The following is a 14,273-nucleotide window of genomic DNA, read 5'->3' on the forward strand; positions in this document are numbered from 1 at the left end:
CTTTCTAATTATTTTCTCCAAAAAGTAGAACAATTAGCTTTGTCCCAAATATTAAAGTCTATCATTTTCCCAAGTAATGAATAGTTAACAGGTTTATTCCATGGGATACGAATCAATCCCTTTGTGTAATCATATCCAGCCTTCTTAATATCCTCCTCCACATGAGTAATGGTAGCATCTTCAGGGGCAACCGCTAGATGTTTTTTGGATACACTAAAACCAATAATAAAGGTACCATGATCTGTAAACATCGGTTGATTCCATTTCAATTCTGTCTCTAATTGTGGATATTTATTATTTACCCAATGCAACACTTCTTCTGTTCTTTCACGTTGGGATAGATCATCTATCCCTGCTACGAATGCTTCAAAAATCGCCATGTCTTCCTACCTCCTTATCTTTACGCTTCATCTAACACTTTCTTAAGATTTTCCACCTTATACATCCAGCCATACTTCGCACCATTAAATGCTTGTCCCTCTTGATCAAATCCGGTATGTTCCAGATGCAAGTGAGTTGTCTCACCTTCTTGCTTTAAGGTCCACGTAACAATGGTGTCAATCGGTCCACCAATCCATGTATAAGATAATTTATGAGGCTTATCTACCACCAACACTTCGCTATCTACAATTAAATCTATCTCCTCATTCCGAAACTGACATTTGTGCCCCACTATCGGTTGAAAATTATTTTCCATGACCCATTGTGCAAGAGTAGCTGAATCGGTTAAAGCCTCCCATACTTTTTCGATGGAGCTCCTAAACTGAAAATCTAATGATAGATCTGCCATGATTTAATCCTCCAATATATTTTTTAATAAGGACACTCGCTCGTTCCAAAACTGTTCATAATAAGAAAGCCAGTCTTTGACCTCCTGTAAAGGGGCTGGATTTAGTCGATATCTAGTTTCTCTACCTGATTTTCGATTGGTTACGAGGTCAGCCTCTTTCAGGATAGTCAAATGCTTCGAAACCGCCGTCCGCCCCATTTGGAACTGGTCTGTTAATTCATGTAAAGGTAGCTCATCTGCTTCTGCCAATAAACGGATCAATTGACGTCTTGTTGGATCTGCAATGGCAACAAAAACATCCCGTTTTTCGCAAACTTTCTTCATCATTCTATCCTCCAAATTCGATACCAATTGGTGTCCTTATTATACGACACCAATTAGTGCCGCGTCAACGAAAAAAATGAAGCCCCTCCAGAGCTTCATTTATAAGCAAAATTATTTCAAGTGATGCTATATTATTTTCCATTTACATCTACCAAATAAAAGGGATTAACTTCTTTGTGCTCTTCTTATATTCTATGAATTGGTCTCCATATTTGTCTTGTAGATATTTATCATGATTTGGTATGTAGCTAGTAACAAATAATAAAAGTAAACCGAGGGGAATAAATAAACTAAAAAAATTATTTGTTAAGATAGCTAAGCCCAATACCCAAAGACAATCTCCGAAATAATTAATATGAATGGCGTAATGGAATAGTCCACCAGTATATAATTTCCCTTTGTTTTCTGGATTATCTTTAAAAATCTTTCTCAACAACTCTGATCCAGTGTTGATAAAACTACCTAGTAAAAATATTATCCAGCCAACCATAAAAAGTGTCATACTAGCATCGTTATCATTAGCGATAGCTAGAAGAGGAAAAACCAGGTAGTATAAAGCAAAAGCTAAACTATTTCCGATAGCCTCCATCCACCCAATTCCTCTAGGTAACCAAAGGAACATCATGGCATTTAACCTCAGAGACGTTATAAATAGAGCCGTAAACAACCCTATCGAAAGGAAGTTTTCTTCATTCAAACTAAACAGTACATAATAGGCAATAATCAAATATACAATCTGTGCAATCAAAATAAAGCTCTTTTGTTTGGTTGATTGTTTTTGACTTCCGTACATAACGCTGGCTCCTTTTTAATGGATTGTAAGGTAGGTCTAGTTAAAGGATTTCACTTCACAAATCAAGAAGACTTCGGTTTTCTCTCCAAGATAGCTATAAAATTATCTTTATAATAGTACAACAAATAACCATGACATAGGACAAGTACTATCGCTAATGCTAGCAATGATGGATCAAGGAACAAATGGAGCAGAAAAATATTGGCAGTAATAGGTGATAATATGGTTAAGACTAAGGGGATAAATTGATGAATTAGAAGTAGAACACCACAAATAACTTCTAACGATTTTTCTATGATTAATAGATATTCAAATTCGAATAATGCCATTGCATCGGGGCTCGTTGCGATAAATGGGTCAAGCCCAAGAATAACAAAATAACCGTTAACACCAGCAACTAAAAACATCACTCCTAAAAATATTCTGCAAATTTGCATCCATAATTTTGTCAAAATAGTTACCCCCCTTTCTTTTTTGGCTACTTGAGTGAAAAGCCACATTATTTTCACGCCTTAAATGTTTTAAAGATATGCATAGGCTCTTTGCTGTAGAAACGATTTGTAGATGAAATAAAATCACATCTGATCTCTTATGTTTTATCATCCTAAACTATGGGAGATTCGTCAATGGATTTCACCCACAAAGGTTTTGGTTTTGTTTTGAAAGATGAAGGGCATACCTTCCCAAAGATATGCCCTCCGTTTATTCGTTTTTCTGAGATGTGATAATCGTGTTAAATTTCCTAACCTTTGTTCTTCCTTATTTCCTTCTGAATCTTGCGAAGTGCTTTTTTCGAACCCCTCTCTATATCATGCTGCATTTTTCGCGTGTGATGGTCTACAAATAATGTTTCTAAATCATATCCTTCTGGATATAGTTCCTGCGCCTGTATATCTAAGGAGAGACGTTTCACATTTACCTCCATAAACGCTTCGTTATAGAACACAATAAGGTTACCATAATTGTTTATCCCTTTATAAACAATGGCAATGTCATCATGGTCTAATAGCTTCACACGATCGCCTTTCTTATATTCATACCTGTTTTGGGTTTCCTCTTTAACGATCTTTGGCTTTCTTTTTTTGGCTTCATTCATTATTTCTAAACGATACGCTTTATTGTTCATATATTCCTTTGCTCTTTTTAGTACGTTTTCCTTTATATTCATTTTTTCAGAGATCCATAGAGCATTACTTTCACCGGATTTCCCTATGATTAATTTATACTTTGGTTCTAATGTTTCGCTATTAAATTGCATTGCTGCATTCATAAAGTCGTTATGCATTTCAGAAAAGCGTTTAATTTCACCATAGTGTGTTGTTGCAACTGTCATACACCCCATATGATAAAATTCTTCTAAAATGGAAATCGCTAGAGCAGAGCCTTCATTCGGTTCCGTTCCACTACCTATCTCATCAAATAGTAAAAGTGTATGGTTGTTGGATACTCTCATTATTTCAGATAGGTTTTTCATGTGAGAGGAAAAGGTACTTAAGGCGTTTTCGATACTTTGATTATCTCCAATATCTACGAAGATGTTTTCAAAAACAGATATTACCGTAGCTCTATCCGCATTAATGTGAAAGCCTGACATTGTTGCTAAAGTTAATAATCCAATTGTTTTGAGAACAATCGTTTTTCCACCAGCATTTGGCCCTGTAATAATTAAGCTACGATAATTTCTTCCGATTTCAAAATCAAGTGGGACAACTTCTCCTGATAAAAGTGGATGTTTGCCCTTTACTAATTTTATATGTCCATAATCATTCAATTTGGGCTCTATCCCATCAATGTGCTTGCTGAATTTCGCTTTTGCAAACACCATATCATATTGGCTAATTAGATCAAGATTAATCTTAATGTCATCCATGTTCTCTAAGATCATGCCTGATAATGTAGCTAAAATTTGATATTCTTCAATGGCTTCTTCTGCCTTTAAACTTGCGAGTTCTTCGTTTAATTTTGTAACAGTATTCAGTTCGATAAACACCGTCGATCCTTTTGAAGATGCTTCAATAACGGTTCCTGCAACTTGGTTCTTATAGGAAGCCTTAATTGGGATCGTGTATCTATCGTTCTTCTTACTAATGAAGAATTCTTGAATATACTTCTTATTCGAATTGTTATTTATAAATTTATTTAGGCGCTCTTTCACTCTCTCTTCTACTGCTTCGATGTTTCTTCGGATCTGTCTTAATGTTTTGCTTGCAGCGGAATCGACACTATTTCCTTTGATCGAAAAATCAATCTCTTCTTCCATTTTTTCAAATTCAGACATAGAATTCGCATAAGATGCTAGTACTGGTGCAAAAAACTCTTTATCAAGCATAAACCTTTTTATTTTCCTACATCCTCTTAAAAAATCCGACAGCCTGACCAATTCACTAGGATCTAGAATGATGCCTTTTTCTAGGTTTTGAAGTAGGCTTTCAATGTTAGAAACACCTAGAAATGGAACATGCCCTACGACATCTAATATGGATCGCGCCTCTGTCGTTTCATTCAAACGATTCTTCACTACCTTCATACTTGAGCTTGGTTTCAAATTATCTATCATTTTTTTCCCTAAACCACTTACACAATAAGATTTTACTATTTCTTTTAACTCGTTATATTGTAGTTTCTCAAATGTCATCTTATTCATTTTTCATACTCCTCACTATGATGATCATAATGAAGGTACCTACCGAATAGATCCCAATGAAGTGTTATTGGCCATTGAGTAAGCACAAAAAAAGCTGCGGGATACCGCAGCTTTCTTCACATTTACAAGGCTTGTGTAAATTGAAATAAGCTATCTAAAGAGTATAGCTATTTCCTCCACTTACACGCTTTATAATGTACTGTAGGTATCTTCATAGGTTTTGAAATAAATACATGGGAAAACAAGGTGACATCCTAAAAAAATCCCCTTTTTTCTCCATATTTATTTCGTTTAAAATTTATCCTATTTAGAACCTTACCGCACTCACAAAAAGCACCCTTTTTTTAATTTATAGTTTCATTCATTGAAATCTAATTCTTATTGATAATTATACTATTCTGACATAACAAAGTAAAGTTGATTTATCCTATGCATACATATGATCAGAGTAATCTAATCATTTAATCCTTTGCCATCTAAAATTTTTTGCGTATATTTTTCCACTCTTGACTGTCTAGTTTTAGATTGTTTCGCATTAGAAAAATGAAGAAGATAAGCTCTTTGGCGCCCCGGGGTCAGTGACTTGAAGGCAGTCTTCAAGTCAGGCATTTCATCGAATTTCGTTTGCAATTCATCAGGAATCGTGTATTCGGAGGTCTTTTTTAACTCGACTTCCAAACCCGCCTTCTCTACTTCCATGGCGTTATGAATGTAGGCTTTTAAAATGTCTTCCATATCGATTATTTCTTGAACATTGGTAAATCGAATCTGACGTGCCGACTGCGAATTCTTGGTTTGCTGAATAAGTATATGATTAGGATCTTTTAGCAGGACACCCTTTTGAAACATTAAGGCACAGTATTCTTTAAAGCCATGAATAATAACCACATTTTTCCCATCATATGTGTAACACGGATGCATCCATTTAAAATCTTCGGTCAACCCACAATCGAGTACGATTTGTCTTAACTTCTCAAATTCACTCTTCCACTTTTTCTCTTTTCTTAAAAAACCATCCACTCTGCGACTTCCTACATTGTCTGCCATTTAAGAATCCCTCTCTATAAAGTTTTGAAATTAGTTAACTTTAATTTACAACATTTAGGCTTACAGGGCAATCCGCTCGATTTTATTGACAGTATGTAGACAATAATGTAAGAAAAACCGGGAAAGCCCGCCCGGTCCTTTGTCAAGATGAGAGGACATCCGAAAGTCTGTATTCCTGACCACGAAAGCCTTTGTAATACTCCGGATACATCTCTCCTCCGCACTTTTCACAACTAAACTGTGGGGGAACACTTGGATCTCCTCCATCCATGATATCGAAATCTCGTACCACGTCGTACGGGATTTTTTCTTCTTCATGACAAGCCAAACAATGATAGTTGACGGCTTGTTGGCTTTTGGCTGGCTGTAAATGATCTCTTCCTTTTTGTTTCTTCTGTTTTTTCTTTTTTTGGTTTTTCGGTACTCGTGAGATAACGTATCATCCTTTCTAAATAGGCTTGGGCATCTTGATTGATGGCTACTTTGATGTCTAACTGCCCGTTATCGAGACATACTTCTCCCATATATTCATAATAATTATCACAATGACGACAAACCATAGGGTCTTTCCCACCACTAGCGATTACACGCTCTCTCCATGTTTGACGACGAAGTGTCTTTTTTACTTTCAAGAGGATGCGATCCACTCTCTCCTGCCACTTTTCGATCAGCTTTCTACAGATAGATTTACTTCTGCGTGAATAGATGCCATAATGACGAATGACTTTAAATTGTTCATCCGGAATATGCCGAATGAGACACTTGATAAACTCTTCTACCATCATGGTTTCGGTTTCTTCTGCCCCTGTTTTCTTATCCATATATGTAAACGTCACAAAATCACCATCATATGCCACAATCCGGTTCAGACCAATCGCAGGTCGTCGCATATAACGACCGATATAGCGTAACTGCTCGGTTACATTTCCTCGACTTTTCGGTGCGTACACATAAAAACCATCTCCATTAGCACTATACGCCTTCTGTAATCGTCCTTGGACTTTCTTCTTTTCTTTTGGAGACAAATAAGCACGTATCATTTTTAACACAACCGTTTGCCATTGCTTTCGTAACCTTGTATAAGGAATATAGTCATACACTTTCCACGCTCCCCGTTTCGTTATCCCGCCCATGGTTACTAACATATGTACATGGGGATTGAAATTCAATGTGGAACCAAACGTATGGAGTCCAGCGATGATGCCGGGAGTTACCTTGACTTTTTCTTCAAAGAATTCACGAATCAATCGTACCCCTTCGTCCATTAATGGTTTTAACAACTCTCGGTGCAACAAGAATATATCTCGTAAATCTTCATCGATCGTGAGAATCACATGGCGATGGTTCACTTGGTACACATCTTCGCTTAATAAACGACTCCACTCTTCACTTTCCCCCACAGCACAAGTCGTACAGAAGCGTCCTTTACATCGATAGGGAACGTGCTTTGTCTCATGGCAACCTTCACAAACAAAGAGCTTGAATCCTTTTTTCATATCTCCACAATCTCTAAATTTTTCTACCTCCTTGATCACGACAGGGCGGATTCTATCGCCATACATTTGCTTGAAGGTTTTCCAATGTTGATAATCATCAAATAGCATTTCTTTTAGTATATTTGTCTCCATATAACCACCTTATCATAGTTCAAAATCCTATGGTACCGCGGATTATATACTTTCTTTACTTATTAGAAAAACTCGCATTCGCTCGTCCTTTGGCGAATGCCTAGTTTTGCTTATACTTGGTACCTTAAAATTCCAGCTACGTCGAAACGCTACTGTGTAGAAATTTTATACTTTCCTAACGTAAAAAAAGGAGTGAACCGTCCACTCCTTCCACATCATCTATTATACAGAGGTTGCACCTTGTCCACCATCAATTCGATAGTATGCCCCAGAAATAAAAGAAGCTTTGTCAGAAGCTAAAAACACCACGTAAAGCAACCTGTGCAGACAATGCTTCCATGGAGAACTTCTTCGGCATATTGAAACAAGAAATGTATTATGGAGAAGAATTAGTAAGCTACGAGGAATTAAAAAGCCGAATTGAAGAATATATCGACTGGTACAACCATGAACGATCAAAAGAAAAATTGGCTGGATTTAGTCCAGTCGAATATCGAACTCAATTCAGCCAATCAACTGCATAATTAAACTCTAACTTTTTGGGGTAACCACCATAACGGGCTTTTTTTCTATACATCAATTAATATAGAGTAGAATGGAAGATTTCTTTTACAGTATTATAAGCAAGTTTTTGTCTTCGATAAATATCTACTAATCCCTTATTATTCTGAGTTTTAGGCCTTCCATGGAACCAGCCCGGATCTACCCTGCAATCTGCATACTGCCAGATAATCACACCACTTAAATCCTCATCGGCTAAAATGGAAGATACTTGTTCCGATAAAGCATACTGCTGGTATTCTTCCGTCCACTTATCCTGGTTATTGCTCCTATGACCATAGATTGCGCCTGCTCCTATTTCACTAATCAGTAATGGTTTATCTGCTCCACCTGTACGATTAACAAAATCTTTAATATTTTTCAAAGAATCCTTTACTGGTGTATGATGATACCAGCCCGGATAGATATTAAAAGATACAATATCTACTAAATCCAGGCACAAATCTGACCCTACATTTCCTTCGAGACTAGCAAAGGAGATCGGACGACTAGAATCCAAGCGCTTAATATAGTTAAATTGCTTGGCATAGCAGGATCTCCCAAACTCTGTATTGCTGACACATTCATTAAGAATTCCCCATGCGTAGATACATGGATGATTGATATGGTTTTCAATCATTTCCCTAATACAATCTAAACTTTGTTTTTCAAAGTTTTTGTGTCTCATTTGCTCTTCATTCAATCCCCTTGCATGAGACTCTTCCCATACTAATATGCCATTTTCATCACATAAGTCCAAGAAACGCTCATCATTAGGATAATGACTAGTACGAACGCAATTTGCACCTAATGACTTGATCAATTCGATATCACGATACATTGCTTCAATCGGGATGGCACATCCAAATTCCGCATAATCTTCATGACGATTTACCCCTTTAATGATAACTTTTTCCCCGTTAAGCAGAATATCCTTTCCGCTGACTTTTATTTCTCGAAAGCCGACTCTGTCTATTAGATCATCTACTTCTTTCTCATTGTACAATAGCTTAGCTTCCATCCTATACAATTTAGGATTTTCCAAGGTATAAGGAATTGCCGAACGAAACTCATACGAATTCTCCATTCGTGTTTCCGTATGAGGAGGGAGTGCTTTATCATTAAAAGAAACCTCCTCATCGTTTATCTTAATTTTCAGGGTTACCATCTTTTCCTCACTGGATAGATTATTTACAAAAGCACTAATGGACGCGTACCATTTTCCATTTTCTTTATATGGAATAAAATGAATATGTCTAATAAACATGTCATCTATCGCTTCCATCACTACCGGACGGGTAATCCCACCGTAAGAATAATAATCATTTCTTACATGTAGAGCAGACTCCTCATGAAAAGTATTGTCCACCTTAACCTCCAGTAAATGCTCACCATAAGGGATATCTTCTAATATAACGCTAAATTCGGTATACGCATTATAATGGTAGGAAACTTCCTTCTTGTCTAAATAAACATGTGCCGTATGGCTCACTCCTTTAAATACCAAACGGACATTACCGCCAAAAAATACTTTTTTAGAATACAGCGCTTTTCCTTTATAAGATGAAAGCTTTGGATTACTTTCCCAACAACCTGGTACAATCATTTGGAATTTTTCCTGTTTTTCCTCCTCGGCATTCAGGGTATGAAAATCCCAGATAGGTTCAAGTGGGATTTCTTTACGTACAATGTGATTTTGAAATAATCTCGTATTCATCATTTTCCTCCATAAATTAAGTTATCTACAATTATAGAAACAAGAAGCTATAAATAAAATGCAAGAAAGTTAGCACTTCATGTCAAATAGTCATATTATATATCTGTTGGAAATTGCTATGATATAATGAACACACATAAATATGTCTAAAAGTATGGGAATGAACTAGCCGATGGATAGTTTAGATATTTTTAACGAACTTTCAGAACTCGTCACGCTTCGAATAAATTCTTGTAGTGAAGTGGAACATCCGAATAGTTGGATGGAGAGAAGACAATATAAGGATTATGACTTATGGTGCATTCAAAAAGGACAAATAGAAATTCGTATACAAGAAGAGGTATATGTTGCTTCCGAAGGGGATTTAATTCTTTTCAGTCCAAAGATAGCCTATACGGCCACTACTCTCCGTACCAGTTGCAAATTTATTTTTACACACTTTGACCTTAGCCTTGGTAATCACCTCCGAATCCTCGACAATTTTCAACTGTCAGGCATTCTGGATAGTGCGATTGTTAAAGCGGAATATCATCTTTTTTTAGATACATATGACCAATATAAACAAAATGTCCCTATGTCACAGATTCGTTTAAAAGGGTGTTTAACGATTCTAATTGCAAAGATTATGGAACTTTATGGTTGTAACCAGTATCGAGGGGAATTTATACAAGATACCACCAAGCAGAAGCTGACCAAGTATTTAGATAAACTTCAGCCCGTATTTAATTTTGCCCATGAACACCTCCACCAATCACTATCAGTAGGCGAGCTCGCTATCGTATCAGGTATGTCGGAGAAGTATTTTATCTCTTATTTTAAGAATGCTCTTGGTATAACACCTGGGCGCTACATTTATCAATTGAAAATGAACAGGGCTCGAGAATTATTGTACAGCAAACAATATTCGATAAAGGAAATTGCAAGTATGCTTGGCTACCCAGATCCATACAGTTTTTCTAAAGCTTTTAAAAAATATTATAATGTTCCGCCTTCCAAGTTTGTCTGGTAAGTTTAAAAGGTGTATGGAGGGGAGGACGCTATCCTTTTTCATACATAAAAGAATTAATATCGATGCTGCTGCTCTATTAAGTTAAGGTTGTTCAATTAAAAATACCATAATTTTGGAAAACGGAAAGAAAAAAGCAATAAAAGATACCGAATGGAATATTTTGTAATCTTGCTCGAGGCGTCTCAGACAAAACGAATGGAACCCGATTATCCATCGGTGGTCTGTTTATTACGTCTGAGGGCTGTTTATATCGAGGCGGTATATAGAAGAAAGCAAACAACATAAAAGGCATTCCCCCAACGATAAGAGAATGCCTTGTAAAAAATAGTTGGGGTTCCCTTGATTAGGCTTTATAACACCCCGGATTCATCGCCAAGGGTTTCGTTGTACTATCTATTATTCTTATCAGTGATAAAATAAACATTTACACTTTGCTATTATTTACCTTTTTTACCTTTATTAGGGGGTTTCACTACCGGGCGTGCTACTGCCTCACATAACTCTTTTTAATACTAGTGCCCTTCTTTTTTTGCACTTTGTTTTTGTCACTCATCAGTATCCTCCTCTATCTATCATACTATAAAACTCAGACTGGTTTACTTCTCTAATTGTTACTTTCGTATCCACATCAAAGAATGTTGCAGTAAAAAAATAGCATTATAACAACCTATTTTCAGTGTTTAAAAATGGAAATATCACCCATATAAATGATCACCATTTCCATTTATTATTATTTAACTATTCAAAATAAATAGTATTACATATTATGTTTACATAATTATGAATACAACTAATTAATAAATCCCCCATTTGGTAAAAAATACCTCATTCAATTTAATAGTACTCCTCGAATCACACTTGCAACTGTGGAAAAAGGAGGAAAAGTATAGTCTTTAGTAAATCGAGAAATACCACTTATCTATTCTTCCACCACACCTTCATTTCGCAACTCCTCACTACTGGACAAACTGTATCTATACATATTTACTCTTTTCCCAGTCTGAAAGTTATAGAAAAATAGATTAGAAATTGGGTGCGTAAAATTTTATCTAGCAATATCTAGGATTCGATTGGAGGAGGGGTCCAAAATAATCATCTCACTAATTGGCGATCTCTCACCAAACATAAGTCGCAAGAAATCCGCCTTAACATAAAAAAATAAAGTCCTTATTATTGGACTTTATCCTCTAAGCTATTGATTCGTTCTTTAAATCCAGGACGGGATTCTTCACCCACAAAATCTAATCCTTCTATTAGCCACTCTAAACGTTCTTTTGTTATTTCCTTATCATCATTTTCCATGAGTGTTAAATATTCTTCAAATCTTTCGTCTGATAAACCAGCATGTGGAAAGGAGTCATTAGGGAAAGGGTTTACTTCTTTATCTAAGCCAATTTTTTCAAGATCAACTTCTATCTTATCATTTGTTTTATTTTTTTCTTTAACTTTCTGGCCTTCCTTTTCAGATGATAACTGATTCTGTAGTGAATCTTCTTGATTCCCTTGTGCTTTTTGTTTCTCATCCGTATCAGTAACAATAACTATACTTACTATTACAGTAAAAACTATAGCTAATAAAGCAGAAATTATAAATAAAGTTTTTAATTTCCTCATGTGAAAACTCCAATCATTCTATATACCATATTATATTATTCACGTAGAATAGATTCAACATTTTATTTATTTCTTACCAACCTGTAGCATAGGTGGTCGCTTGATTATACATAGAATAACCTATCTCATAGTCGGGTCACACCATAAATAATTTGCTCCATCCTCTCTAACAGCATTCAAACCACTCATTCAAGAGGAAAAGAAGTCTTGGATTATTTGATAGGCTGTCAGCTCGGGTTTGCTTATGAAAAAAATATCCCGAAACCAAGCATTGAAGCAACAAACCGCTGTTTTCATCGACATCTTGCTCAACTAAGAAAGGTGTTTGACATCAATGATTATAAGGTAAATCAATACCCAAACAAGATCGTCCGTGACCAATACAAGGTTAGTCGCCATTATCTTTTTAAGTTTTCTCAAAACGGTTGGTATCGTAACCTACCAGATGAAATCTTGACACTCGATAACAAATATCCGTCAACAGATATAAGGGAAAATGCAAGAATGCAATTGAAACGATAACTATAAAAGGAGTGATTTATATGTCATTCGCATACAACGGCTTAATTGAACAAATAAAACAAAAAAAAGCGGGACTCATGGGAATCCATCTACCATTGTTGACGATGCATTTCTTGGAGTTCGCTCATAAAGCAGGTTTTGACGAGAACGACTATCCAACACTAAAAGCCTACATTCAAAAAGCATCTTACCAAGAAAAGAAAGATGTGTTCGAAACGCTTGGTTTTCAAGTCTTATACATGACCCCTTTCTGCTACAAAAGTAATCCATTTCGCTCAAGGGCAGTTAGACCATGCACCTTCAAAACCATCTATTCATGAAGCATTCCTCGATAAACTACGAAACGTATTTATCCTAGATGTCAACGTCGGGATGGACAATTTATACTTTTTGATAGAATACCACTTTTGAAATTAGTTGTTGACATTCTCCTTCATCTATGAGATTATAGTAAGGTTAACAAACTAAAGTAACAAATAAGTGTAGCTGGCATTCTACTAATATTTTTGAAGATGCTTATTCACACTGGCGCGACTAAGGGGTCGCAAGGACGTAAGAGCAGGTAGGGCTTACGTTGCTTAAGTTAGAAAATCCCAGTGGAATATTTACCGCGGTAAAGTGAAATTCTATTAATGAAATTTCCCACCCGAATTTATCGGGATATAAAAATAATCATAAATCTTATGTGTTGCTTTATCAATCAAAGGGGTACTCTTATAGTAAGAGTGCCCCTTTTCCAATACATATAAATAAAAAAGAAAGAAGGTCTTAATATGGATAAGCAAATAGGTACGATCCAAACACTCGAGGTACTACGAAAAATTGAAACTGGTTATGTTTTAGAAAACGACATACTCCTTCACCATAATGAAACGGACTCAGAACTTGAGGCTGAGCAATCTGTTGATGTTTTTCTTTACCAAGATAAAAAAGGACAAACGGTTGCAACGACACAATTACCGACTATTCAAATTGATACGTACGGCTGGGCTGAAGTCGTTGAAGTCTTACCACACTTAGGTGTATTTGTTAACATTGGTACTTCAAAAGAAATCCTTGTATCAAAAGATGATTTGCCATTGTTCGAAAACGTATGGCCAATGATCGGTGATGAACTATATGTTTCATTAGGTAAAGATCGGAAAGGACGACTTCTTGCGCTCCCTGCAACAGAAGGAATTCTTGAAAGAGTATTCGAATCAGCACCCGATGATCTATTGAACACAGCCATCAGTGGTCGCATCTATCGTACAGACAGAGAAGGATCTGCATGTATAACGGAAGAAGGCTATCGTGGATTTATCCATCACACTGAACGAAAAGAAGAACCACGTTTAGGCGAACGCGTGGAAGGTCGCGTCATTGAAGTGAAACATGATGGCACATTAAATGTATCGCTCAGACCTTTAAAACAACACAGTATGGATGAAGATGCTGATATGATATTGGCACGATTAGAGGAAAGCAATGGCGTTATTCCGTTTTCCGACAAAAGTGACCCTGAAGATATTCGGGCCACCTTTCACATAAGTAAAGCAGCATTCAAACGCGCTCTTGGTAAATTAATGAAAGAAGGAAAAATAGAACAACGTGATGGGAAAACTTATTTAATCACTAAGTAATAGTTTCTTTTAGTGGATAGGAG

The 14,273-nt window shown here is 36.2% G+C and carries 14 protein-coding genes and 1 pseudogene; 5 read left to right on the forward strand and 10 right to left on the reverse strand.

The features are described from left to right. Positions 1-8: 8 nt before the first annotated feature. The 8 genes from ACZ5N5_RS03820 to ACZ5N5_RS03855 form a co-directional block, all read right to left on the reverse strand. Positions 9-380 (reverse strand): iron chaperone, encoded by a 372-nt coding sequence (locus tag ACZ5N5_RS03820; RefSeq protein ID WP_054789229.1) that lies wholly within the window; start codon positions 378-380, stop codon positions 9-11. A gap of 20 nt (positions 381-400) precedes the next feature. Next, positions 401-790: an SRPBCC family protein gene (locus tag ACZ5N5_RS03825; protein ID WP_054789228.1), complete on the reverse strand. Its 390-nt coding sequence runs from the start codon at positions 788-790 to the stop codon at positions 401-403. A 3-nt stretch (positions 791-793) separates the two neighbouring features. Next, complete coding sequence (locus tag ACZ5N5_RS03830; protein ID WP_109982929.1) at positions 794-1,114, reverse strand: ArsR/SmtB family transcription factor; 321 nt, start codon at positions 1,112-1,114, stop codon at positions 794-796. Positions 1,115-1,262: 148 nt separating this feature from the next. Beyond that, positions 1,263-1,907 carry a methyltransferase family protein gene (locus ACZ5N5_RS03835; RefSeq protein WP_464373309.1) on the reverse strand — a complete coding sequence of 215 codons (645 nt, stop codon included), beginning with the start codon at positions 1,905-1,907 and terminating at the stop codon, positions 1,263-1,265. A 62-nt stretch (positions 1,908-1,969) separates the two neighbouring features. Continuing rightward, a complete protein-coding gene (locus ACZ5N5_RS03840; protein ID WP_054789226.1) occupies positions 1,970-2,359 on the reverse strand; it encodes a hypothetical protein in 390 nt (129 codons plus the stop codon). A 290-nt stretch (positions 2,360-2,649) separates the two neighbouring features. Beyond that, positions 2,650-4,551, reverse strand: a complete 1,902-nt coding sequence (locus tag ACZ5N5_RS03845) for an endonuclease MutS2 (protein ID WP_464373310.1) — start codon at positions 4,549-4,551, stop codon at positions 2,650-2,652. Positions 4,552-5,004: 453 nt separating this feature from the next. Further along, a complete protein-coding gene (locus tag ACZ5N5_RS03850; RefSeq protein ID WP_109982933.1) occupies positions 5,005-5,598 on the reverse strand; it encodes a YdeI/OmpD-associated family protein in 594 nt (197 codons plus the stop codon). A 314-nt stretch (positions 5,599-5,912) separates the two neighbouring features. Further along, a complete protein-coding gene (locus ACZ5N5_RS03855) occupies positions 5,913-7,226 on the reverse strand; it encodes an IS91 family transposase (protein ID WP_464373311.1) in 1,314 nt (437 codons plus the stop codon). Between the two features lie 308 nt (positions 7,227-7,534). On the opposite strand from ACZ5N5_RS03855, the pseudogene ACZ5N5_RS03860 reads away from it, so the two are divergent. Then, positions 7,535-7,750 (forward strand): annotated as a pseudogene (locus ACZ5N5_RS03860) (IS3 family transposase); the annotation flags it as partial. A 56-nt stretch (positions 7,751-7,806) separates the two neighbouring features. Here ACZ5N5_RS03860 and ACZ5N5_RS03865 read toward each other — a convergent pair. Further along, positions 7,807-9,483 (reverse strand): glycoside hydrolase family 2 protein, encoded by a 1,677-nt coding sequence (locus tag ACZ5N5_RS03865; protein WP_464373312.1) that lies wholly within the window; start codon positions 9,481-9,483, stop codon positions 7,807-7,809. 172 nt (positions 9,484-9,655) lie between these two features. Here ACZ5N5_RS03865 and ACZ5N5_RS03870 point away from each other — a divergent pair, with 172 nt between their 5' ends. Further along, on the forward strand, positions 9,656-10,492 hold the full coding sequence (locus tag ACZ5N5_RS03870) for a helix-turn-helix domain-containing protein (RefSeq protein ID WP_277680247.1): 837 nt from the start codon (positions 9,656-9,658) through the stop codon (positions 10,490-10,492). Between the two features lie 1,170 nt (positions 10,493-11,662). Here the strand turns inward: ACZ5N5_RS03870 and ACZ5N5_RS03875 are convergent. Next, positions 11,663-12,106, reverse strand: a complete 444-nt coding sequence (locus ACZ5N5_RS03875) for a hypothetical protein (RefSeq protein WP_054860484.1) — start codon at positions 12,104-12,106, stop codon at positions 11,663-11,665. A gap of 207 nt (positions 12,107-12,313) precedes the next feature. On the opposite strand from ACZ5N5_RS03875, the gene ACZ5N5_RS03880 reads away from it, so the two are divergent. The 3 genes from ACZ5N5_RS03880 to ACZ5N5_RS03890 all read left to right on the forward strand — a co-directional run bounded on the left by ACZ5N5_RS03880 (position 12,314) and on the right by ACZ5N5_RS03890 (position 14,250). Continuing rightward, positions 12,314-12,628, forward strand: coding sequence for a hypothetical protein (locus tag ACZ5N5_RS03880; RefSeq protein ID WP_054860485.1), 315 nt, complete (start codon positions 12,314-12,316; stop codon positions 12,626-12,628). Between the two features lie 20 nt (positions 12,629-12,648). After that, entirely contained in the window at positions 12,649-12,948 is a 300-nt protein-coding gene (locus ACZ5N5_RS03885; RefSeq protein ID WP_054789143.1) for a hypothetical protein, read from the forward strand. 453 nt (positions 12,949-13,401) lie between these two features. Next, a complete protein-coding gene (locus ACZ5N5_RS03890) occupies positions 13,402-14,250 on the forward strand; it encodes a CvfB family protein (protein ID WP_054789144.1) in 849 nt (282 codons plus the stop codon). Positions 14,251-14,273: the final 23 nt, after the last annotated feature.

Source organism: Gracilibacillus sp. JCM 18966 (genome assembly GCF_055392695.1).

What these genes read in the sequence shown, in the direction of transcription:
- ACZ5N5_RS03850 (WP_109982933.1), bottom strand. Translation starts at nt 5,598, where the DNA reads ATGGCAGACAATGTAGGAAGTCGCAGAGTGGATGGTTTTTTAAGAAAA.
- ACZ5N5_RS03835 (WP_464373309.1), bottom strand. Translation starts at nt 1,907, where the DNA reads ATGTACGGAAGTCAAAAACAATCAACCAAACAAAAGAGCTTTATTTTG.
- ACZ5N5_RS03870 (WP_277680247.1), top strand. Translation starts at nt 9,656, where the DNA reads ATGGATAGTTTAGATATTTTTAACGAACTTTCAGAACTCGTCACGCTT.
- ACZ5N5_RS03875 (WP_054860484.1), bottom strand. Translation starts at nt 12,106, where the DNA reads ATGAGGAAATTAAAAACTTTATTTATAATTTCTGCTTTATTAGCTATA.
- ACZ5N5_RS03885 (WP_054789143.1), top strand. Translation starts at nt 12,649, where the DNA reads ATGTCATTCGCATACAACGGCTTAATTGAACAAATAAAACAAAAAAAA.
- ACZ5N5_RS03865 (WP_464373312.1), bottom strand. Translation starts at nt 9,483, where the DNA reads ATGAATACGAGATTATTTCAAAATCACATTGTACGTAAAGAAATCCCA.
- ACZ5N5_RS03830 (WP_109982929.1), bottom strand. Translation starts at nt 1,114, where the DNA reads ATGAAGAAAGTTTGCGAAAAACGGGATGTTTTTGTTGCCATTGCAGAT.
- ACZ5N5_RS03890 (WP_054789144.1), top strand. Translation starts at nt 13,402, where the DNA reads ATGGATAAGCAAATAGGTACGATCCAAACACTCGAGGTACTACGAAAA.
- ACZ5N5_RS03825 (WP_054789228.1), bottom strand. Translation starts at nt 790, where the DNA reads ATGGCAGATCTATCATTAGATTTTCAGTTTAGGAGCTCCATCGAAAAA.
- ACZ5N5_RS03845 (WP_464373310.1), bottom strand. Translation starts at nt 4,551, where the DNA reads ATGAATAAGATGACATTTGAGAAACTACAATATAACGAGTTAAAAGAA.
- ACZ5N5_RS03820 (WP_054789229.1), bottom strand. Translation starts at nt 380, where the DNA reads ATGGCGATTTTTGAAGCATTCGTAGCAGGGATAGATGATCTATCCCAA.
- ACZ5N5_RS03855 (WP_464373311.1), bottom strand. Translation starts at nt 7,226, where the DNA reads ATGGAGACAAATATACTAAAAGAAATGCTATTTGATGATTATCAACAT.